Here is a 21698-nt window from a genome sequence, read left to right on the forward strand (position 1 = left end):
ATTCCATACTGTAAAAGGAAATCATGCAAACTATTTTTAGACATGAAACCCACCCTCTAATCCTGGTGGGCTTTCTTTAGTTTCCAATCAGAAAGACCATTTACATTATGGCATTTCTAAATATATTATTTTTTAAATTTTTCAACAAATTATTTGGAGGACAACATGAATTCAATATTTCGTAAAAAATCAATCAATTCTATGATGGTTAACAGCCAGCAAAAACAGCTAAAACGATCATTAAGCCTACTGGATTTAATATTCCTGGGTGTAGGATGTGTCATAGGCACTGGCATTTTCGTCATTACAGGCGTGGTGGCGGCTAAAGGAGCAGGACCTGCTATTATTATTTCTTTTATTTTGGCTGGTATTGCATGTGCGCTTGCAGCATTTTGTTATGCAGAGTTTTCCTCAAGTGTACCTGTTTCAGGAAGTGTGTACACCTATACTTATACTACATTAGGCGAGCTTTTCGCCTTTTTAATCGGCTGGGATCTTATGCTGGAATATGTCCTTGCTATTTCAGCCGTAGCAACAGGCTGGTCAGCCTATTTCCAGTCTTTTATATCAGGTTTTGGACTTCATATTCCTGATTCGCTAACTTCCGCGCCTGGCACCCATCAGGGAGGACTCGTGAATCTTCCTGCTGTATTAATCGTTTTGTTGCTAACAGCTTTGGTAAGCAGAGGAGCAAAAGAAAGTACCCGTATTAATAATTTAATGGTTTTTATTAAACTCGCCGTTATTCTTATTTTTGTCTTTACGGGTATTAGCTATGTTAAGCCCGCAAACTGGACACCTTTCCTCCCCTTTGGTTTTCAAGGAGTAGTTACAAGTGCAGCAACAGTTTTCTTCGCCTATATTGGATTTGATGTTATTGCAACGGCATCTGAAGAAGTTAAAAACCCACAAAGAAACATGCCTATAGGTATTATGGCATCACTCGCTATTTGCACCATTTTATATATTGCGGTATCACTTGTCCTTACCGGAATGGTGCCATACGATAAATTAAATGTAGCAGACCCAGTGTCTTTTGCTCTTAACTTTGTAGGGCAGGATCGTCTTGCTGGCCTTATTTCTGTTGGAGCTGTCGTAGGAATTACAACCGTTATTTTTGCACTCTTATATGCCCAGGTACGATTATCATTTGCTATGAGCCGCGATGGCCTGCTGCCTAAGGTTTTTGCGAGCGTCCATAATAAATATCGCACCCCTTATAAAAATACATGGTTAACGGGGGCAGTAGCTGCAGGTATTGCTGGATTTATTGATTTAACCACCTTGGCACACCTAGTTAATATGGGAACTCTGGCTGCTTTTACCCTGGTTTCTATTTCCATTATAGTCCTGAGAAAAAAATACCCGGATTTAAAGCCTTCCTTTAGAGTTCCATGGGTACCAGTACTTCCAGCTATAAGTGCACTCCTATGTATTTACTTATCATTAAGTCTATCCCGGCTTACTTGGATTTCCTTTATTATTTGGATAGCTGCCGGTTTAATCGTTTATTTCCTTTATTCCAAAAGACATAGTCATCTAAATAGATGATTGTGAACCTCCCCTTGTTTTATGGGGAGGTTTTTTTACTTGTTTTTTTAATCCATATGGACTTGGTATAAGCTATTTTAAGACCCGCTCTTTCCATATTATTTTGACTAACAGACCCAAACTTAGCCTGACCAACAATTAACTTACATTCTTCTAAATTGGCTTGATACATCCGCTGCTTAATTAAAGCCCTCTGAATACCTTTATTTCTAGAGTTAGGAATCGTTGCGGCAGCAGCAAGAGTAGCAATACTGTCTTTAATAAATAAAACCCCAATCCCAGCCGGTTCATTTCCAACACTGGCTAAAAAAAAGTCCAGCCTTTTCTGTCATAAAGGATTTCATTATTTTGAGCTACTCCATTTTTTAAAAAGGATGGCATTTCGAAACCTTTTGTATAGATTTCACCAAAAATATCAAATTCATCTCTTTTTAACTTTCGGATAGAAACATCTGTGTTAATTACTTCTTCTGCTTTGTATGTAGGTGCGTAAAGAGTTGTATGAAAATCATTTTGATAGAATCCTTTTTCGGATAAGTATGTAAGTAAATTAGAAGAAACATGTCCAGGAGTGAGCTCAAATCTTACAGGTATTTCTTTTTGACGGTAAAAATCAATGATTTCTTCAATGTACTTTTCATCCCCATCTTCTAACCCTTTAACCGTATTAAAGGATGGACCAGGAATATTTTTGATTGAAAAAGCTGTTGCCTTCCCAAAGGTTTTTATTTCCACACCCATTGGATTACCAACGAGACCTTCAATTGCAGTTAATCTAGACTTTAAACAATCTATTTCCGAATTTTCTAAAACCTTTGCTAATTCCTTATTCACTACCATTTTATTTTCCCACCATGTATTTAAGTTTTAACTAATAATTCAACATTTTTCATATATATCCTTTTAAAAATTAAAAAAGTAGGTCGAATCCTTTATGGATCAACATACTTTCAGTGCAAAGTCATTTATGTTTTAATAAAGTGGTATTCTTTTCCATGCGAGAATAAGGAGGGAAAAATAATGATTGCTACCCAGTACAAGATTTCCTTACCAAGTGATTATGATATGAATATTATCAAGGACAGGGTAAGAAATAATGGCCATAAAACAGACGGATTTGACGATCTAAAATTCAAACTGTATTTAGTAACAGAAAAGGGAATCAATGATAATTTACAAAATAGTTATAGTCCCTTTTACCTTTGGAAAGGCAGCAACGGACTTAACAAATTCTTATTTGATGGTTTTTATGACAATATCATAAAGTCTTTTGGATGGCAGAGCGTAAATGTTGGCATTCCTCTAATTGATACAACTACTTCTAAAATCAAAGAAAATAAATTCCTTTTTCAAATCACAAAAGAAATTCATCCTCAGGAAAGCTTAAATAACTTAAAAAATAAAATAGATGAAGAAATACCAAAGATTGAGGGTACCGAATACCTCATTATTTATAATCCAGAAAAATGGTTTTACGATGCGTACTACTTCCTAAACGATTTAAGCAGTTTTAAAGAAATAAAAGGAGTCATTTACAGTATTCTTCATGTATCAACCGAGGAACCGAAACAAAAAGTTTTCAAGGACATATGATTGACCGCTCAACTAAGTTTTGTCTAAGAGAGCCCTGCTTTCGGACTTTTCGCTTATCAACAGTCACTTGTCACTTTTGCTAACTTTAATAAAATAAATAAATCAAAAGCTTGGATATAAAATCCGAACTTCCAGGCATCAATAAGAGTACCGAAATAACAATAAAAGCAATGCCAAGAACATACGGGAAAAAAACTTTTTTAATTTTTTTTAGCGCCCCAACAATAAGCAGAACAACACCTGCAAAGAGTAATAATAAATAATAAAAACCCATCATGTCACCTCTGTTCTCCTTCCCCATTTTGAGGAAAATAATAAAAATGATACATTATATTTTTATATATATAGTTATTCTATGTATATAATAAACTAAGTAACAAATTAAGTAAATTTATTTGTAAAATTTTTCCTACATCCAAAGAAAAAGCTGTCAATTTGACAGCTTACCTTTGCCTTCATTCATTTAGATTAACATTACTATATTAAATATGCTCCCAATGCTACCATTGCTTTCTTTAAAGCTTGTTCATATGCTTTATCTTTTCCAATCACCAATCGAAAATCAGACTTATCACGAACAGTTGAACGGCCTTCTACTTCATATCCATTTTCAAAGATTAAAAGACAAATGGTGGATTTATCGCTCATTCGGTGAAACTTCTTCTCCACTATCATTTCCTCGAGCTTAACACGCTTGTCATCCCTGATATCAGAAGCTCTGGAATACGGAATGACAACATGATCATAAAAATGCTTGTTTTTACAGGTTACTGAAAGAATTTTTTCTCCCTTGTGATCAACCGTATTGATCTCTCCACATTTTGGGCAAATACTTTCAATTAACATTTTCATCTCTCCCAAGGCCCATGTTTTTATATTTCATTATCTAAATCTACTCTTTTTCTATTCCTTGGCTATTTTTCTGAAAGACGGTGAATCATACCTCAAACTTTTTTTTACCTTGTTTTCCTCCAATCCCTATAAAAAAACAAAAAACCGCCTTGAACGCAAGTATTCTTTTTGTACTTTAGTGCACAAAAAAAACACCTTCAAAAAGGTGGTCTTTTGACCTCCTTCGCTTTAGCCGACGAAGTTAGCTGACGGGTAGGATGGCGAAGAAGTAACATCCCTCCTGCAACAATCGCAGAATTAACCCCAATTAAGTGGGTCCTCCGTTTCCTTTCGGAATTAGGCTGTTAAATTTTTATTATTAATCCTGATAATACGGCGCAGAGAGTTTTAAGTAAAGGTCAAAAAAGTTTAAAAATAAAGAAAATTTCACTGATTATTCACAATAAAACGCTTACATCATGTTTTTACTTAAACAATCTCTTTATTTTAAGCTTTTTGACTGTTGAACTAGATTTTGATTCGAAGGGAATCTCCGACACTCCCGGCGAAAAACGGGACAGCAGTGATACACTCATTATCTTGGTATAAAACTTAAACTTTTAATTGTTTTTCAAGTATTAATAAAAACTTTCTTTGCGCCTTTACACTTTGAATCATTCTTTTAACTCGAAGGGAACTTTGTAAATATCCTCTAACATGTCTATTGGTAAAAAACAAGCGGTGATATTTCTTATCATCGTATATCTTTTTAAACCAATGTTTTTGTTTTAGCGGATCAAATGTTCTTACCGATTTTCCTAGTCTCCAAAACGCTGCTATATGAATTTAGTCAGTAATTCTCCAAGCATATTTTTTTAGAAGCTTATCATTTATAATTATCATCATAATTTCTATATTTACTCCTTAGCTAAACTTTAAATTCGTAAAGTCCATTTGGCTCGTGCCCTAGTTTTGTTTATAACGCTTATAAAGGCACATTCTCAAAAAGCTATGCTTTTTCTTCATGCCAGGCTAAGAAGTGCCCTGCGCCTTACTTGGCCTTCTTCTGAAAACAAGTTCCATTCCTTCGTTCTTTGATATAGCTGAGAAAGCCTCCCTGTCCTGTCCGCCGTTCAGAATTTATGGATATTTATTGTGAATATAAAAAAAGCAAGCTGTCAATTTGACAGCTTTTCTTTTGTTTGTTTTTTCAGTTTTAACTCAGAAAAATGAACCAGCTTTATTTCAGGATTTCCTTCTTGCACTATTTCACAGAAACCAATGGCACTTTGTGAAAGCATTATATAATCCTTTCCCTTATAAACAACAGCTATAGAATCTGTTTTCACTATTATCACATCCAGTAGGTTTTAATGTAATATTAGATGAACATTTTACTTCAGTCTGTAGATACTTTGTGAACAAAAGTTAACCATTAAAAAAATGGTTTGAAATACCATTCTTTAATTTAGAAGGCCTCATCTTTTTCGAAAACTGGCAGTTAATAAACTAAAAAAAAGAAAGACATATTCCCAGTAAAGACTTTGTACAAATCAGCAAGCCTACTTATAAGAACACGCCGTATTCACCAGACTTCGCCTAAATTGTTCCCAATGAGTACACGTAATGACATAGTCCCTCTTATAAGAAAACTCTTTTCGTAAACTTTGTTGTTTATAAAAGAAAAAATAGACTCGGTTTCCGGTGGCAATCAAGCTTCTGCCTGTAGATAACTTCGTGATAAGTATCTGTGTGCAGCTACTTGAAGCTTTGCGACGAGCTGAAGGTCGGCTTCTTCGAATATTCTCTGGCGTAGGAGCACGCCTCCTCGGTCGCTTACGACCTTGCGGGATCTCGACTGGCTTGCTTTTCCCGCAGGACGTTGAGATTGCATCGGTGAATCGTCACCGTACGAAGAAAATACAAATTCATTTTCGAGGATATCGCCTATTTTTGCTCACAGTTTCTTCAAATTGTAACGTTCTCATAGAAAAAAGCCTATGATAAAAGGTAACAAACAGCAAAGATTATACTGTGATTGATACCTAGCGAGATAATTGTAAGGCCACCAATAATTAGGGATCCTACTTTTCCGGTACAAAACACATACCCCAATGGAATCCCAATGAAATATCCATACTCAGCCTAACTTCCTGATAACTCCTTTGTTATATAAGGAAGATTAATTACTATCGTCACTCCCACTCCAAATTGGACAAAAGCTAAAAATACACCTAATCAAACGATAACTGGCTGTTTAAAAATATATAAATCCTTCATAACTAAATCATTTATGGAAACAATATTATCATTCCAAAACTAAAGTTGGTGATTAATATGAGGAGACTTAAAAATTTAATTATTTTATTGACCATTCTTCCTTGGCTGTCAGTTCCCTTTCTTGGCGGAAAGACATTGAAAAAATTTACCCCTGGTGTATTGTTTATTACTCTATACGTGACTGTTGAAGGATGGTTAGCAGAAAAGAAAAAATGGTGGTGGTTTTTTCACAAGGCCAAACCCAATGTTCTAGGCGAATTACCATTAATTGTAGGCCCATTTATAGTCGGATCATTTTGGACATTAAAATTTACCTATGGCAATTTAAAAAGATATTTTATCACCAACCTCATTATCGATTCATTTTTCACCTATATTTTAGTCGGTATTTTTAAGAGAATGGGATACGCTTCGCTCGTAAGGTTATCTAAATTTAAGCTTTCCCTTCTGTTCCTTATCAAAGCATTTTCAATGTACGGATTTCAATACAGTTATGATCTTTATAAAACAAAAAGCAAAAAAGAAGATATGTAAATTGGGCAAAAAAAATCTACCGCCAGACATAGGCAGTAGATTAAATAGGAAGAGGGATGGATAGGGGCATCCACCCTACAGTTAGCTATTTACCCACCGGATTTCAAAATAATCCTCTAAATAGAAATTTTACCAATAAAGTTTTAAAAAACAATGCAATATACAAAAAATTGCCATGTATTTCAGCGTTCATGAATCTTTGTATTTCTGCAAGGAGTTTTTATATGCATATACTCTATAATTTATTATTCTTAGCTGCTGCTATTAAATGGGGCGATTGGAAAAACTGGCGGACCTACTATCCAACGTGGCTATTTTTTGTAGGTGGTGATTTGTTTAAGAATACTCTCTTACATGATCACATGCTATGGACTTATAAGGAAACCATATTTGGAACCCAATTTTTATTCGGTCATTTTATCATAAATATAGTGATTATGCTATTCGCATATTCCTCTACAATGCTTATTTATCTAGGTAATTTTCCAAAACTGCCATATAAACAGGTATTGTGGATATTATTTTGGGTAGTTATTTATAGCAGTATTGAATTTATCAATCGGGATTATTTGCATTTAATTGAACATCATTATGGTTGGAATATGTATTGGTCCATCCTCTTTAATATTGTTATGTTTTCTGTTTTAAAACTGCATGTTAAAAGACCAATTGCTGCCTGGCTAATTTCTATCCTTGCCTTAATTGTTCTTTTAAAATCATTTGATATTCCAATGGAATCATTTAAGTAATTTAACCTGGAAAAATTATCAAATTGTTCTTCTTATAATTTTTTTGTCTTCCTACTACCTTATTCATCATGTTCTTCTTAGTGAAATCCATTTGATTGTTCTAATCTTTAGCATAGTAAATTCAATTCATATCAACTAGAAATTAGTAAATAATAGACATGAGGTGATAATGTGGAAGAGAATAAATTAAGACTCACATCTTCCGAAATAGGAACACTTTGGGGAGAATATGTGAACGGCACAATGGCAAATGCAGTAAATAAATATATGGTTACCATTATTGAAGACGAACAAATAAAAGCCATTTTTGAGGATGCAATTCATACATTCGAAAACCAAAAGAAACAAATTATTTCTTTTATAGAGAACGAAGGATTTCCCATTCCAATTGGGTTTAACGATTCAGACCTTTTTAAAGGTAAACAGAGATTGTTCACGGATATATTTTGCCTGAATTATTTACATATCATGACCTTACATGGTTTGCTAGGGCACACCACTTCTCTAGCAGTTTCTGTAAGGAAAGACTTAAGAGAATTTTACGACTCATGCGATAACGATGCGAAAAGAATGTATCATCAAACAATTGAGTTATTGCTTGAAAAAGGAATTTTCCAAAGAGATCCTTTGTTTTATCCAGCAAAAAACCCTGAATTTATTTCCAGCCAAGATTTCACGGATGGATTTTTCGGTAAGGGAAGAAAATTATCAGCGACAGAAATCATTAGTATTTCTTTTAACCTAAAAAAGAGCATTTTAGCTAAAACACTTTCCATTGCTTTCAGTCAAGTCGCTCAAACAAAAGAGGTAAGAAAATTTCTAACTGATTCTGAAAAAACGGCAGATGCTGAGATAAAAGCATTTGGAAAAATAATGCAAGCTGATAACTTACCCGTTCCGAAATCCTTGGAAACAGAAGTGACAACTTCTACGGACTCTCCTTTTTCTGATAAATTAATGCTTTATCATATAGGATTCTTGTTTCAGGCTGCCCAAAACTATCATGGTACTGGTCTAGCGTCAGCCATGCGAACAGACCTTGTGACTGCTTATGAGGGTACAATTTTAAAAAATCTAATGGTTACAAAAAAATGGTTTAATTTGATGGTACAAAATAAATGGTTTGAACAACCACCTCTTGCTCCTAATCGGGAAGAACTTGCAAGAGAAATGTAGTTAAAAAACAAGATATAGATAAGAAAATCCATTTACAATAATTGTGTGTGTCTTGCACTAATAAGCATCTTAAAAATCATCCTCTTTCATTGAAAGGGGTGTTTTTTTAATGAAATAAAATTCCATTATTTTTAACTAATTCGCCTTTATCCGGTATTGCAGTTCTCAACTATTTCGGCAACTTTTTAAAGGATATGCGAAGCCAGATTGTTCTTATAATTAAAATAAATCTGGGCTAAAAGTTGGATTCTAGTTTTTAATTTCCTTCAACTGGAATATCTTTTAAATAACAATATGAGAAACGAATAAAAGGAGGAGATTTATGAAAGCTATCACTTATGATAAATATGGATCGCCTGATGTTCTTAAATTAACTGAGGTGGAAAAACCAGTACCGAAGGAGGATCAAGTACTGGTAAAAGTACATGCATCATCTGTCAATTTTGGTAACCTGGTCCTTCTAAAAGGTGAACCTTTTTTAGCCCGCTTTGCTTTCGGCCTTTTAAAACCAAAATACTCCATACCCGGAGGTGATATAGCAGGCCTGGTTGAAGCAGTTGGCAAAAATGTTAAACAGTTTAAACCAGGCGATGAGGTTTTCGGGGACCTTTCCCGCTGTGGCTGGGGTGGTTATGCTGAATATGTATCCGTTCCCGAACATGCACTAGCTCTAAAACCTTCGAATATTTCATTTGAGGAAGCTGCTGCCGTACCGATGGCGGGCGTAACGGCTTTACAGGGAATGCGGGATAAAGGAAAAATTCAGCCGGGACAGAAGGTATTAATAAATGGTGCTTCTGGAGGAGTTGGTACCTTTGCTGTACAAATTGCCAAATCATATGGGACTGAGGTTACTGCTGTTTGCAGCACTAGAAATTTAGATATAGTAAAATCTTTGGGTGCCGATCATGTCATAGACTATTCCAAGGAAGATTTTCCGAAAAAGGCAGAAACTTATGACGTGGTTATTGGTGTAAATGGCCATCATTCGATATCTTCTTATAAGCGTGCATTAAAGCCTAATGGGATATTTGTGCATGTAGGAGGATCAGGTTCTCAAATGTTCCAGGCGATGACTCTTGGTCCTTGGATTTCACTTACCGAAAAAAAGAAAATGGGTACCTTTTTACAAAGGCAAAACCAAGAAGATCTTATATATATGAAAGGACTTCTTGAAGAAGGTAAAGTAAAACCAGTTATCGATCGATGTTATAAGCTAAGTGAGGTACCTGAGGCTTTCAGTTATTTTGAAAAAGGCCATGCACAGGGAAAAGTCGTTATTATTGTGTAAAAATTTCAGAAAAACTTGGCATTCACCAAGCCCTTTTGGCGAAAGCCATAGTTTTGCTTATAATGAACAAAACGGCATATACACAAAAAAGGCTATGCTTTTTCTTCGTACGAGGCAAAGCTGACGAAGCTTTCCTTGTGCTGTCCGTCGTGTGTTAAAATATCTTCTGATGAGCTAAAGAAAGCACATTTGACTAAATGTGCTTTTTCGAGTTCGTTCATATGCTACTTCACTAACCCGCCTCTTAACTGGGTAACACCAAATTCCAAATACCCTTTTAAGCAAGACAACATAAATACCCAGCCTTCTTTATTATCTAACAATTGACTAATCAATTCTTCATCATTATCTTTAAAGCCCTCTTCTATTACTTCGATAATTGTATTGGAATTGTCCAATTCTTCTAGCGAAATGGTTACAATATTTCCTTCTCCATTTGCACCCCATTCGTAAACAATTTTCTTATTTTTCTCGATTTCTAAAACTTTTATATCAAGCTGTGCATTGTATTCCTCATATTTAACCGTAATGATTTTACCTTGTTCCCATCTTTCAGAACTTGATGAAAACCAAAAGTTTCCGATTTTTTTGGGATCTACAAATGCTTCAAATACTTCATTAGCTGGCTTTAAGATTTTAAACTTAGTAACATTTTTCATACGTACCGTTCCTCTCTTTTGTAAGAAAATTCAAATTTAAGATTGTTTTTCCATATCCTCCCTCTTACAATTAACTCAGGGAGTGAGAGTATGGAGAGAATTGGATTTAAACCTTCTATAATTATTTTGTTCATCTTCGTTGTTTTGGGTTTTTCACTAAGATATTTTGGAATGCCATTCAGAGGACTAGAAAGCCTAGGACAGCTTTATTCTTTTCTCGTTACTATTATTGGAATACTTATTATTAAACTATCTTTTTTTAGTATTTTATAGGGTCTTTTGTTTCATTAAAGATTTTCATAAAATCCTCTAAATTCCGTTTGTTTTCTTCTTCACTCGGGACATTTTCCAGGATTTCAGATTGAGAATAAACTTTGCCTCCTTTTATAACTAAATCAATATCTTTTGTATTCCTGATATTCTCTAATGGGTTACTATTTAAAATGACAAGATCCGCAATGGCCCCCTCTTGTATTATACCTAATTCTAACCGGTTAAGTGATTTGGCAGCGACAGAGGTTGGCGCTCTTATTGCATCCAATTCGCTAAATCCTGCTTCCACAAATAACTCCAATTCCCGGTGGAGAAGCATTCCGGGAAAACTCCAAATCCCTGCGGGGCTATCGGTTCCGGCTACAACTGTACCACCAAGGTCAAAATATGTCTTGGCAATCGCTTTATTGATTTCAGTTTGAATCCCCTGTTGCTTTAATGCATCCACATATTGAGATAAATGTTCCCACTGACGGATTAATCCTTTATTTTCAAACGTTTTACTTAATACTATGTTTACCGGTTTCCAGCAATCATTCAATCTATTCATTTGATCAAATAGAGCCATTGTAGGACAAATAATTACTCCATATTGGATGAGTTGAATGCAAACTTCTTTTATTTTATATAAATCTGGCTCACTCCAATTAACTTCTTTCCAGGTTTGTTCATCAGCCTCCATATTCCATTGTGGATACATTGCTTGGATGATTCCGGATGCATGTTCATTCCACTTTACTCCAATTTCTCCCGCTTCTACGGCATTTACTTTAGTAGAATGGATCAAGTCGCAGCTTACTTCTTTTTGATGTTTTTTTGCTTCCAGTACCACTGCTGCCATCACTTCTTTTGAAAGCCAGCCGTATACTTTAATTAAATCTGCGCCTGCTTTCACCTGCCTGATTACTTCTTCACGTGCTGCATTGGGATCATCAGTATTAAAATTCCAAGGGCTTGTTTCTCCCCAAAGTCCAGGATGCCCATCAATCACCCTGTCAGCAGAAAAGACTCTGGGGGTAGCAGCGTCACCTGAAGCTTCTCTTAATTTTTTCAGCTCTAATACATTTCCCCCAGTATTACGAACCGTAGTAACCCCAGATGCTACAAACAATGGAGCAAATCCATCTTTAATATGAACATGCATATCGATCAAGCCAGGAATTACCCACTTTCCATTTCCATCAATCATCCGAATCCCTGTTTCGCTTAGATATTGTTCATCATTATTGAAAATTTTAGATATAAAACCATCTTTTATAAGTATTGATGCAGGAAAAACAAATCCTGAAACAACATCAACCAAGTTTATGTCTTTTAATAAAACATGCTGACTATCCGACATGTTAGGAAGACTCCCATTCTAAAAGTAATAGAATATCTATTCTACTAATTCATGGAAAAAACCCATGCCATCTCTCCAAAAAATCAATTATTCTGAATGATAACCACTATAATGCTCCTTATTCAACATAACCGCCAGGAATCTCCCATCCTCTTTTGGTCCTTTTATTAATAAAATAATTTCACCTTTATTATTTAATACAATAGTAGCTACAGAAACAATATATTTTGGTGCTGTATACATAATTTCCTCATTTAATTAATACCGACATAATTTCTATTTTATAACTATTTCAAATTCTCTATTTGGGTTTATTTCCCTACTTTATTGCATAAAAGAAAAAGGCCACTGATAATGATGGCCAGAATAACTATTTATATGATTACTTTAAGCAGAAACGGGTAATCTATTTACATAAGGATCGATCGATCTTTTCCATCACCCCCCCTATTAAATCTACTGTTCTGCGGTAGATTTTTTCATTTGCAATTTTATTAAGATCGGACGGGAGAAATAAGATGAAGATAGTTTGAATTACCTATGGGTTCAATGAGCACCGGCCTCATCGAGCCACAGAAACTTAATCTTACCTCTTCTTCTTTTATTACTTTTAAGGCATCCATTAAAAAGCTTCCATTAAGGGAAATACTTAAATCGGTTTCCCCCTTAAATGATCTAATATACTGTGTTTCTTCTATTTTCCCTACTTCTGAAGAGGTAGAAGAAATTCCAATTTTTGTGCCATCCTGAATTTCAATATGAACATTGTTATTTTTCCACTCACTAGCAAAAAGACTAGCTCTATCTATACCTTCTAATAGCTGTTTGGTATTCATTGTAATGGTTGTTTTTGATTGGTTAGGAATTAAACCTGAAACATTAGGATAATTCCCCTCAATTAATCTTGAAAAGAGTGAAACTGTTTTTGAATTAAAAACTATATGTCTTTCCGTTAAGAAAATATTTAGTTCATCAGATTCGTTATCCATTAATTTAGTAAGATCATTTAGACTGCTACTAGGAACTATGTAAGAACCGGTTATATTGGACTTTATTGCCAGGTCTCTTAATGCTAAACGATGTGAATTTGTTGCTGAACATGTAAGACGCTTCTCAGTAAAGGTCATATTGACCCCTGTTAAGGCAGGTCTTGACTCGCTCTTGGAGGCAGCAAATGCTGTTTGTTTAATCATATCTATTAATTCATCTCGATGAATTCTGATTATCTTCGCTTCATCGATTGAAGGAAGGCTGGGGTACTCATTAGAATTAAATCCATTCAATTGAGTAACAATCTCATCTGATTGGATTGTTACTAATTGTTTTTCGCTCACTTTTATATGTATTTTATCAGACAGCTTCCTAACAATTTCACTTAGATACTTAGCAGATATAACCACACTGCCAGTATGGTAAATTTCTAATATCTTTACTCCATTAATCATCATAGGAATAACTTTTTGAATGACAATATCAGAATTGCTTCCCACAAGGATTAAATAATCATTATTTGCAGTTATCTTAATACCTGTCAAAATGGGAAAAGGGGTTTTTGGAGAAACAGCTTTACTGACATCTGAAATTGCTTTATAAAAACATTCATGGTTTATCATAAATTCCATAATAAAGTCCACTCCATTTTTATCGTTAGTGAACCTATTTCGACAAAACTTCTAAAATACCTGTTATAAATTTCCTGGGTGGGAATAAGCTACTAATTGCAAAAACCGTTCTCGGTTCAGGATGGTTACGATATATAGAACAATGATAGGGTGTCGCTATTTTCCATCCTTTATAAAATGACGGAAATTAACCTGGCATTTAATGTCAGACTGGATCAAACGGCTGTTTATAATCCTTCTGTCCGTTAGTATAGGAAGAAGCTGTGGGGAGATCATGACACAAACATTCCGAAGATTAATTAAGGAAAAAGGATTTTTTCACAGTGAAAAAGATGATGCCGCAGCACCACCTTCTTGATTTTTCCCTGTTGATTAATCTTTAGTTGTTGTCTCGATTAAAACTCCATTTTGTAGTTTTACTCAAAAATTTAAAAAGGTCAGTTACCCATTTAGATGTTAAGCCGACTATTACATAACAAGTGAAAAGTAATAGAAAGTTCTCCTTCCCATTAAAATGAAATAGTCCAATTCCGACCATTAGCGGTTTCAAAAAAAACGCTAAAGCAAGACAGAGCAGAAGCATCCAAATATAATAATTCTTCCTTCTATTAAGTGTGTATTGGTAAAGCAGAATATAAGTAACAGGTACCAATGAAGCATCTAGAGTAATACTTGATGGTAGCAGGGGAAGAAATTTATAGGGATAAATCCATATGCCTCTGAGTGTACCCATGGCATCTGTATAAGTAAAAAAAACATGAACACTATACCCATAAAATCCAAGCTGGAATATGTTTTTTCGGTCAATGAAAAGAATTAATAAGATCAGAGGAATAACAAACATACCAAGAACAACCCAAAATTGCCAAGTTGTGTAGTTAGAATACTCCTGCCAGTAATTTATCCATCTATTACTTTCTTCAATATCTGCCTTGCTAATTTGTTCGATTATATGTAGTTGACCCGTTTTCAAAAGTGTTCTCCTCCCCTTTTTATTAGTATTTAGTTTTACCAGTAGGTTTTATTCATTGACCTGAAGTTGATCAATGTAAGAAAAACCAGTGGCTATTATATAATGCTTAATTTTATTGTTACAAGGACCAAAACGTTAAATTCATCTTAAACTAGAAAAATGTTTCCCTTTTTACATGTATTTCAAATTACCCTTCATAAGAAACAACTTTTATGTTATTATTAAGTTGTTACTTAACGGGTGAATATATAAATAACATTTTAGGGGGAATTTGGTGATTAAATTTGAAAACATTGTTAAAAGCTATCAGAAACGTGCAGTCATTGACAATTTCAATTTGGAAATCGACGCTGGTGAGCTGGTCGTCTTTATAGGGCCCAGCGGCTGCGGCAAGACCACTCTGTTAAAAATGGTGAACCGCCTTATTGAGCCAAGTTCAGGAAAAATTTTAATAAACGGAGAAGACATCTCAAAGATCAATCCCGTAGATTTGAGGAGAAACATCGGATATGTCATCCAAAGTACCGGTCTATTTCCTCATATGACCATCCAGGAAAATCTTGAACTCATTCCGAAGCTCAAGGGAGAATCACCTGAATCAATTGAAAAGAAAACAGAGTACCTCTTGAAGCTTGTCGGTTTAAATCCAAAAGAATACCTTAACCGCTATCCAAAAGAATTAAGCGGCGGACAACAGCAGCGTGTTGGAGTTGCCCGCGCCTTCTCAACTGACTCCGATATTATCCTTATGGACGAGCCCTTTAGCGCTCTTGATCCCGTTACAAGAAGTTCCCTTCAGGAAGAACTCTTCAACATGCAGAAAGAATTGAACAAAACCATTATCTTCGTAACCCATGATATGGACGAAGCCTATAAAATTGCGGATAAAATTTGTCTTCTTAAAGATGGCCATATCCTGCAATATGATACGCCTGAAAATATCCTTAAGAATCCAGCATCTGAGTATGTGGAGAGCTTCTTAGGAAAACGCCGTGTTTGGAACAATCCTGAGGTGTTAAAAGCAGAAGATATTATGATTACTAGTCCTGTAAAGGTTCTGCCAAAGCGGAATGTCTTCCAGGCAGTAGAAATTATGAAGGAAAACAAAGTAGATAGCCTTATGGTCACAGACAGTGAACAAACCTTAATCGGGCTTGTGACATTAAAGGATATTAAACTTGTTGACCGGAAATTGCCTGTGGGTGAAGTCATGGAACGGAATGTTTATTCTGTTACGGAAGATACTGATCTCATTTTTGTTCTAAAGATGATGAATGACAATAAAATTGGTTATTTGCCAGTAGTAGATCACTCTGGTCATTTAAAAGGGCTGATTACCCGGAGCAGCATTCTTTCTGCTTTGAGCAGTCAATTACTTGATTTGGAGGTGGCATTTTAATGAAGGACTTTTTTAACTACGCAACCAAAAATACCGGGCAAATCATCGATTTGCTTGGACAGCATATCTTATTGAGTATTGTATCTGTATTGATTGCCATCATTATTGGAGTTCCTCTTGGTATCCTGATTTCAAGAAACAAGAAATTCTCTAAACCTATCCTTGGGATAGCGAATGTAATCCAGGCTGTACCAAGCTTGGCGCTGCTCGGTTTCCTAATCCCCTTCATCGGCATAGGCAGTACTCCTGCCATCATTATGGTTGTGCTTTATTCTTTACTTCCTATTGTAAAAAACACTTATACAGGCTTAACCAATATCGATTCTGATATTATTGAGGCTGCAAGGGGAATTGGCTTAACCAAGAGTCAGACAATGCGGAAAATTCAGCTGCCTCTTGCCTTCCCAATTATTATGGCTGGAGTTCGTATCTCTGCAGTAACTGCTGTTGGACTTATGACAATCGCTGCCTTTGTCGGTGCCGGCGGACTGGGTTATCTTGTTTTCTCTGGTGTTTCAACAGTCGATAATAACATGATTCTTGCTGGGGCTATTCCTGCTTGTATCCTAGCCTTACTGATTGATTTTGCAGTCGGTAAAATGGAATCAAAGCTTTCTTATACAAGTAAAATGAATGGTTCTATTAAACAACAGAAAAAACCTAAGTTCAAAAAGATTTTAATACCTGCTGCTATTGTTCTATTAGTGCTGGGAATTGGTTCATCGTATGTATATAAAATGGTGGACGCTAAAAATAAAATTGTCATTGGATCAAAAAATTTCAGCGAATCGATTATTCTTGCCCATATGACAGCTGATTTAATTGAAGCAAAAACGGATATTTCAGTTGAACGAAAAGTAAACCTTGGCGGAACACAGGTAGTATTTGGTGCCCTCAAAAAGGGTGATGTTGATGCTTACGTTGAATACACAGGCACAGGCCTGGTTAGTATTTTGAAAAAAGATGTTTCGAATAACCCTAATAAGGTTTATTCCACAGTAAGAAATGAATTTGAAAAAAGGTATAGTATTGAAACGCTTAAACCGCTCGGATTTAATAATACCTATACCCTGGCAGTCAGACAGGATACAGCCAAAAAGTACGGTCTGGAAACCTTCTCAGATTTAGCAAAAGTCAGCAATCAATTAACCGCTGGTACTACCATCGAATTTTCAAACAGAAAAGATGGTCTGCCTGGTCTAGCACAAAAGTATACTATGAACTTCGCAAATCTAAAGGCTGTAGACGGCGGTTTAAGATATACGGCCTTAATGAACAATAAGAGCCAGGTTATCGATGCATTTTCTACAGACGGCATGCTTCAGGAATTTAAATTAAAAGTCCTTAAGGATGACAAGAACTTCTTCCCTCCTTACTATGCTGTTCCAATGGTGAGAGAAGAAACGCTTAAGGAATATCCTGAATTGAAGAAAGTCATGAACTCCCTGGCAGGAACTTTGACTGATGAGAAAATGCGTGAATTAAATTATAAAGTAGATAGTCTAAAGCAATCGCCTGAAAAGGTTGCGAAGCAATTCTTAATTGATGAAGGCTTAATTTAAGTTAAATAAAAAACGAGCTTGGAAAAATCCAGGCTCGTTTTCTTTTTTATCTATACAAGAAATCCCAAACTCTGCTATGTGTTTTCTCGTTGCCAATTACGAGCAGAATATCATTGAGCTGAATACTGGCATATGGGCCAGGAGAAATGGTTAATTCCCCTTCCCGTTTAATCCCTACAATCGTACCGCCTGTATTTTGCCAAAATTTAAGTTCTGAAACCGTCTGTCCAATATAGGGGCATTCGGCTGTTATCTCCACTTCAATGGGAGCCAGAGGATTGGTATGTCGCAGCTTGCCGGAATAATCCACAATTTTATTCATGGTCTCGAAAAGCTGTTCATCCAGCTTTTGTCGTTCTGTCATTAGCTTCCTCATCTGCTTTTCCATATCTTTTACACTTTCAATATTGGAAAAGCGATTAATATAAGTTAAGGCATTCTCCCTGGAGGAAATTTCAACCCCGGCCCCCTTGGTTGATTTAACAATCTCAACATCCTCAAGGATCTTCATGGCCTTGCGAACCGTCTCAGGAGATACATTATACTCGCTCGCAAGTGTAGATCTCCCATGAATTTTTTCTCCGACCTTATATTTCTCATTGTATATACGGTTTGCAATATCAATCGCTATTTGTTCATATACCGGTATCTTCGTACGCATGTATGTCTTCCTTTATCCATTTTTGAAAATTCTTTAATGATTGAATAAATTATTATACCATTTTTAAATATCGAGATTGAAATTCTAAAGTTATATTCAGTGTTTCATTTTAAGTGTATTTTATCTCATGTTCAAACTATGAAAATAATAGGCGATTTAAATTTTTAAGCAACCCCATCCCTGTTAACCTCAATCAGAACAAGTTTTTTATTTTTGAAGGTTTTTTCTCATAAGCGCGGCTACTTGTAGATTATCTTGATTAGTTGTTCTTTCTAAATGACTAATAATTAACTCTTGCCGTTCCACAGGATGATTTTGACTTAATTTAGCTTTTGCTTCAATTTTTGTAATTTTTATTTTGAACGCTACAATTCCTTTACTCATTCCTTCGATAAAACTGGGGTCTACATCATTTAAATTGTATGAACTATCTGTACTTTCATATTTTTTAACCATATCATTTAAAGAATCAAATATTATTTTTCCATCCGCTATCATCTCCATCTTTCCATATAAATGAATAGACACATAATTCCAAGTAGGTACGGCCTTGGTCGTTTCGTACCAAGAAGGTGAAATATAACAGTGTGGGCCCTGGAAAACCACAAGAACTAGTTGGTTATCTGCATCCTTCCATTGCCCGTTCGGACGTGCAAAATGTCCATATAAAGCATGTTCATCTTTATTTAATAGCAACGGAAGATGAGTGGCGCAAGGTTCCCCCTTATGTTGAGAAAATAAAGTTGCAAAGCTATACTCTTCGATAAAGTTATAAATAACATCTTGGTCCTTAATTTCGAAATGCTTTGGTATATACATATTGGATTCCACCTCTTTAAAAGAATGATTTTTACCTTTATTTTAAGTTTACTAGAATGATAAAATAATTGTTTTAGGCCGGAATAACTCTTCCTAGTTCAATAAAAAAATGCCCGGCAAAACAGGCAGCACGTTTGAGAGGATAAATGACTACCTGATTATGTATTCATATAAACTATTTTTTGTTTTTCCTCACACGTTTGCCCTCTTCTCCTATAGCTATTTACTATTCCATTTTCTGTATCAGAATTCCTTCTTCAATGAAGCTGCTCCTTTAGAATAAGTGCGTAAACAAAAAAGACAGGGGCTTTGGGCCAGCTGTCCTTTCTCCATTTTTATGTCCTTTTTCAAAACGGATGGTTTCCAGTATTTTGACTATATCCTGACCCAACTCATCCTGCTTGCCCAAATTCATATTCTCCAGGTGTTCATTTACTACATCTTCAATAAACTGTTTCATTTTAGGAGTGGGGGATTTTCCCTCTTTCATATGGCGGATAATGGGTAGAGCAATCTCCTATCTTGCGGGTAAATGGTTCGGTTGGCATACCTACGCCGTCGGCCATTTCCGCCCATCTTCTCCATTTATCCATGTACGATTCCAAAAATTGAATAGCCTTTTCCATGTATGTTCCCTCCATTGCAAATAACTCTCATTGTATGCGGGATTACTAGGAGAAAGCAATGACAATGTTGTGACGAGTAAAAATATATTCTTTGACCTTCTTAAACTGGTCTCGTTAGATGAGAAGGATCATTTTCTTCCATTTCGCTTATTCAACAGGGATCCAAATTTCCATTACATACTCATCTGTTTCTTCTTTTCCAAACATATTACTTTCTACTATCTCAATCTCGGGCATTCCTTCTCTGATTCTATAGCCTTCCTGATCAAACACCTTCCATAGTTTCCCGTATGAATTTGGAATATTTTTAACGTGCCCGATATGCTTGTAGACAACATATTTTTGTGCAGGAAAGGTATGTATAGTCATTCCTTTTTCAACTTTGTGGAAATCAACAAAATCTATTTCCATTCCACAGGTATAGAAATAATGATCACTTCTTGGAGGAAGGCAAACTCCTACTATTTTATCTGCATTGTTTTCACTGATAAATTTATACGATTTTTCCCATAGTTCTGGTATAGGATAAACAATATTGCTACCCCATTTTCCTGGCGCACTGTAACCTACTAATACAAAGGAACTCTTTATCAATTCTTTAAATTCCATTTTAAAACCTTCCCCTTCTTTAGTAATAATCCGAGTAACTATTCCTCATAGAAGGAGGAAAATCCTTCTTGGAATCCATCTTCCAGTTCAAAGGGGAAATGACCAATTACTCCTGCTAGTGGTTTAACTTTATCTTGGGCGTCTTTTCCTCCTTAACAAAAAAGTGCATCAATCCTTTTTGGATTCATGCCACGATTAGCTGGAAAAATATATAGTAACTTATTTTATGTTTCCTTTGCTCTATAAGGATCAAGAAGGAAGTTTAAAAAAGTGCTTTCGAGGTCACTCTTATGTAGTCAAACAACAAATCTTCTTGTTTTCTCAATCAAATACTGTACTCCATATAATAAATAAGCTTTATAGTGTAAGTATATAAAGAACTGAATATGATTTATCCGCTTTAGGCTTATGATTTTAAATCTTTTAAGAACATCAATAAAAAGAAAAGCAAAGAGTCCATCAGAGATGACATTAAGTATTACAAACTTTTTGAAGTTACCATACGAAATTTTAAGTATCCATAGAGAAATAGGCATGTAAGAACCAACACTAAAAGGAAGTTCGTCCTTAATAAATGACTTTCGCTTATCGTAAAACTTCCACCAATTCCTCCTGTGGCCATATAAATGATTTATGATCTCAAAAATTACAATAAAAACCCCTGATAAAGAAAAACGTTTCATATTACGCTTTCCTAAAAATAACAATGATAGCCATGGAATTATTATTATAGATAAATTAAATAGGAAGTGCTACCTTGTTATCATAAGTGTTTTCACCTCAACTTACTTTTCGACTCTTTTTTAAAATATTCAATAACACAAAAATAATCCTCCAATTATAGAACTTATCTCCTTTTTCACCTGCATTAGGAATAACACCTGGTTATTTCTTCACTAATTCCATTTGTTCTAAATTAATGACTCTATTAGTAAACTTTGTTGTTTAAGTAAAAATAGACTCGCTTTCCGCGGGCAATCCGCGAGCCTGTCAAAATTCAGCACCTAGCCCCTCGAGGTCGCTTCAGTCCTGACTTTGAAGTAAAGAACGACTTCATCGTCAGGCCCTCCAGCGCTTGTCGGGGCTGAACAAGGCGCTTCCGTTCTTCTTTCTCCTCGGTCGCTAACGACCTGCGGGGTCTCGCCTGG

21 protein-coding genes, 2 pseudogenes and 1 riboswitch are annotated in these 21698 nt (G+C 35.4%); of the genes and pseudogenes, 8 read left to right on the forward strand and 15 right to left on the reverse strand.

All coding sequences use genetic code 11. The annotated features are described in order from the left end of the window. The first annotated feature begins 165 nt into the window (after positions 1 to 165). The gene (locus G8761_RS09300; protein ID WP_166025870.1) at positions 166 to 1551 is read left to right on the forward strand and encodes a branched-chain amino acid transporter BcaP; all 1386 of its coding nucleotides are present in this window, start codon (positions 166 to 168) and stop codon (positions 1549 to 1551) included. A 19-nt stretch (positions 1552 to 1570) separates the two neighbouring features. Here the strand turns inward: G8761_RS09300 and G8761_RS09305 are convergent. Beyond that, positions 1571 to 2391 (reverse strand): annotated as a pseudogene (locus G8761_RS09305) (GNAT family N-acetyltransferase). 180 nt (positions 2392 to 2571) lie between these two features. Between G8761_RS09305 and G8761_RS09310 the strand changes: the two are divergent. Further along, positions 2572 to 3144 (forward strand): DUF4865 family protein, encoded by a 573-nt coding sequence (locus G8761_RS09310; RefSeq protein ID WP_166025872.1) that lies wholly within the window; start codon positions 2572 to 2574, stop codon positions 3142 to 3144. 85 nt (positions 3145 to 3229) lie between these two features. Here the strand turns inward: G8761_RS09310 and G8761_RS09315 are convergent, their stop codons facing one another. From G8761_RS09315 to G8761_RS09330, 4 genes and pseudogenes are all read right to left on the reverse strand, one after another. Then, the gene (locus G8761_RS09315) at positions 3230 to 3421 is read right to left on the reverse strand and encodes a hypothetical protein (RefSeq protein ID WP_243449954.1); all 192 of its coding nucleotides are present in this window, start codon (positions 3419 to 3421) and stop codon (positions 3230 to 3232) included. 200 nt (positions 3422 to 3621) lie between these two features. Further along, entirely contained in the window at positions 3622 to 3990 is a 369-nt protein-coding gene (locus G8761_RS09320) for a Gp49 family protein (protein WP_166025874.1), read from the reverse strand. A 221-nt stretch (positions 3991 to 4211) separates the two neighbouring features. Beyond that, positions 4212 to 4349, reverse strand: a riboswitch (cyclic di-AMP (ydaO/yuaA leader). A gap of 804 nt (positions 4350 to 5153) precedes the next feature. Further along, a complete protein-coding gene (locus G8761_RS09325) occupies positions 5154 to 5324 on the reverse strand; it encodes a hypothetical protein (RefSeq protein WP_166025875.1) in 171 nt (56 codons plus the stop codon). Between the two features lie 667 nt (positions 5325 to 5991). Continuing rightward, positions 5992 to 6243, reverse strand: a pseudogene (locus G8761_RS09330) (MFS transporter); the annotation flags it as partial. A gap of 69 nt (positions 6244 to 6312) precedes the next feature. On the opposite strand from G8761_RS09330, the gene G8761_RS09335 reads away from it, so the two are divergent. From G8761_RS09335 to G8761_RS09350, 4 genes are all read left to right on the forward strand, one after another. After that, complete coding sequence (locus G8761_RS09335; RefSeq protein WP_166025877.1) at positions 6313 to 6789, forward strand: hypothetical protein; 477 nt, start codon at positions 6313 to 6315, stop codon at positions 6787 to 6789. 224 nt (positions 6790 to 7013) lie between these two features. Beyond that, positions 7014 to 7538 carry a CBO0543 family protein gene (locus G8761_RS09340; protein WP_166025879.1) on the forward strand — a complete coding sequence of 175 codons (525 nt, stop codon included), beginning with the start codon at positions 7014 to 7016 and terminating at the stop codon, positions 7536 to 7538. 171 nt (positions 7539 to 7709) lie between these two features. Continuing rightward, entirely contained in the window at positions 7710 to 8714 is a 1005-nt protein-coding gene (locus tag G8761_RS09345) for a DUF3231 family protein (protein WP_166025881.1), read from the forward strand. A 322-nt stretch (positions 8715 to 9036) separates the two neighbouring features. Beyond that, positions 9037 to 10005 (forward strand): NAD(P)-dependent alcohol dehydrogenase, encoded by a 969-nt coding sequence (locus tag G8761_RS09350; protein WP_166025883.1) that lies wholly within the window; start codon positions 9037 to 9039, stop codon positions 10003 to 10005. A 224-nt stretch (positions 10006 to 10229) separates the two neighbouring features. Here the strand turns inward: G8761_RS09350 and G8761_RS09355 are convergent, their stop codons facing one another. From G8761_RS09355 to G8761_RS09375, 5 genes are all read right to left on the reverse strand, one after another. Then, entirely contained in the window at positions 10230 to 10664 is a 435-nt protein-coding gene (locus tag G8761_RS09355; protein ID WP_166025885.1) for an SRPBCC family protein, read from the reverse strand. A 259-nt stretch (positions 10665 to 10923) separates the two neighbouring features. Next, complete coding sequence (locus G8761_RS09360) at positions 10924 to 12279, reverse strand: amidohydrolase family protein (RefSeq protein WP_166025887.1); 1356 nt, start codon at positions 12277 to 12279, stop codon at positions 10924 to 10926. An 87-nt stretch (positions 12280 to 12366) separates the two neighbouring features. Continuing rightward, positions 12367 to 12522, reverse strand: a complete 156-nt coding sequence (locus G8761_RS09365; RefSeq protein WP_420800236.1) for a hypothetical protein — start codon at positions 12520 to 12522, stop codon at positions 12367 to 12369. 251 nt (positions 12523 to 12773) lie between these two features. After that, positions 12774 to 13901: a DNA polymerase III subunit beta gene (gene dnaN, locus G8761_RS09370; RefSeq protein ID WP_166025889.1), complete on the reverse strand. Its 1128-nt coding sequence runs from the start codon at positions 13899 to 13901 to the stop codon at positions 12774 to 12776. 379 nt (positions 13902 to 14280) lie between these two features. After that, positions 14281 to 14874: a CBO0543 family protein gene (locus tag G8761_RS09375; protein WP_166025891.1), complete on the reverse strand. Its 594-nt coding sequence runs from the start codon at positions 14872 to 14874 to the stop codon at positions 14281 to 14283. 274 nt (positions 14875 to 15148) lie between these two features. Between G8761_RS09375 and G8761_RS09380 the strand changes: the two genes are divergently transcribed. Together G8761_RS09380 and G8761_RS09385 are read left to right on the forward strand one after the other, a co-directional pair. After that, a complete protein-coding gene (locus G8761_RS09380; RefSeq protein ID WP_166025893.1) occupies positions 15149 to 16273 on the forward strand; it encodes a betaine/proline/choline family ABC transporter ATP-binding protein in 1125 nt (374 codons plus the stop codon). Further along, the gene (locus tag G8761_RS09385; RefSeq protein ID WP_166025895.1) at positions 16273 to 17835 is read left to right on the forward strand and encodes an ABC transporter permease/substrate-binding protein; all 1563 of its coding nucleotides are present in this window, start codon (positions 16273 to 16275) and stop codon (positions 17833 to 17835) included. Before G8761_RS09380 ends, G8761_RS09385 begins: the two co-directional genes overlap by 1 nt. A gap of 46 nt (positions 17836 to 17881) precedes the next feature. Here G8761_RS09385 and G8761_RS09390 read toward each other — a convergent pair whose 3' ends face one another. The 5 genes from G8761_RS09390 to G8761_RS28045 form a co-directional block, all read right to left on the reverse strand. Next, complete coding sequence (locus tag G8761_RS09390) at positions 17882 to 18496, reverse strand: GntR family transcriptional regulator (protein ID WP_166025896.1); 615 nt, start codon at positions 18494 to 18496, stop codon at positions 17882 to 17884. A gap of 207 nt (positions 18497 to 18703) precedes the next feature. Further along, positions 18704 to 19315, reverse strand: coding sequence for an FMN-binding negative transcriptional regulator (locus G8761_RS09395; protein WP_166025899.1), 612 nt, complete (start codon positions 19313 to 19315; stop codon positions 18704 to 18706). A 461-nt stretch (positions 19316 to 19776) separates the two neighbouring features. Beyond that, positions 19777 to 19941: a hypothetical protein gene (locus G8761_RS09400; protein ID WP_166025901.1), complete on the reverse strand. Its 165-nt coding sequence runs from the start codon at positions 19939 to 19941 to the stop codon at positions 19777 to 19779. 147 nt (positions 19942 to 20088) lie between these two features. Beyond that, positions 20089 to 20550, reverse strand: a complete 462-nt coding sequence (locus G8761_RS09405; protein ID WP_166025903.1) for a GyrI-like domain-containing protein — start codon at positions 20548 to 20550, stop codon at positions 20089 to 20091. Between the two features lie 296 nt (positions 20551 to 20846). Continuing rightward, positions 20847 to 21275, reverse strand: coding sequence for a hypothetical protein (locus tag G8761_RS28045; protein WP_420800244.1), 429 nt, complete (start codon positions 21273 to 21275; stop codon positions 20847 to 20849). Between the last annotated feature and the right edge of the window lie 423 nt (positions 21276 to 21698).

The organism is Neobacillus terrae (assembly GCF_011393025.1).
Lineage (GTDB): Bacteria > Bacillota > Bacilli > Bacillales > Cytobacillaceae > Neobacillus_A > Neobacillus_A terrae.

Bases quoted from the DNA above. Each gene is read 5' to 3' on its own strand.
- G8761_RS09400 (WP_166025901.1), bottom strand. From the start codon at position 19,941: ATGGAAAAGGCTATTCAATTTTTGGAATCGTACATGGATAAATGGAGA.
- G8761_RS09300 (WP_166025870.1), top strand. From the start codon at position 166: ATGAATTCAATATTTCGTAAAAAATCAATCAATTCTATGATGGTTAAC.
- dnaN (WP_166025889.1), bottom strand. From the start codon at position 13,901: ATGGAATTTATGATAAACCATGAATGTTTTTATAAAGCAATTTCAGAT.
- G8761_RS09355 (WP_166025885.1), bottom strand. From the start codon at position 10,664: ATGAAAAATGTTACTAAGTTTAAAATCTTAAAGCCAGCTAATGAAGTA.
- G8761_RS09315 (WP_243449954.1), bottom strand. From the start codon at position 3,421: ATGATGGGTTTTTATTATTTATTATTACTCTTTGCAGGTGTTGTTCTG.
- G8761_RS09405 (WP_166025903.1), bottom strand. From the start codon at position 20,550: ATGGAATTTAAAGAATTGATAAAGAGTTCCTTTGTATTAGTAGGTTAC.
- G8761_RS09335 (WP_166025877.1), top strand. From the start codon at position 6,313: ATGAGGAGACTTAAAAATTTAATTATTTTATTGACCATTCTTCCTTGG.
- G8761_RS09310 (WP_166025872.1), top strand. From the start codon at position 2,572: ATGATTGCTACCCAGTACAAGATTTCCTTACCAAGTGATTATGATATG.
- G8761_RS09350 (WP_166025883.1), top strand. From the start codon at position 9,037: ATGAAAGCTATCACTTATGATAAATATGGATCGCCTGATGTTCTTAAA.
- G8761_RS09360 (WP_166025887.1), bottom strand. From the start codon at position 12,279: ATGTCGGATAGTCAGCATGTTTTATTAAAAGACATAAACTTGGTTGAT.
- G8761_RS09365 (WP_420800236.1), bottom strand. From the start codon at position 12,522: ATGTATACAGCACCAAAATATATTGTTTCTGTAGCTACTATTGTATTA.
- G8761_RS09395 (WP_166025899.1), bottom strand. From the start codon at position 19,315: ATGTATATACCAAAGCATTTCGAAATTAAGGACCAAGATGTTATTTAT.
- G8761_RS09385 (WP_166025895.1), top strand. From the start codon at position 16,273: ATGAAGGACTTTTTTAACTACGCAACCAAAAATACCGGGCAAATCATC.
- G8761_RS09390 (WP_166025896.1), bottom strand. From the start codon at position 18,496: ATGCGTACGAAGATACCGGTATATGAACAAATAGCGATTGATATTGCA.
- G8761_RS09320 (WP_166025874.1), bottom strand. From the start codon at position 3,990: ATGTTAATTGAAAGTATTTGCCCAAAATGTGGAGAGATCAATACGGTT.
- G8761_RS09340 (WP_166025879.1), top strand. From the start codon at position 7,014: ATGCATATACTCTATAATTTATTATTCTTAGCTGCTGCTATTAAATGG.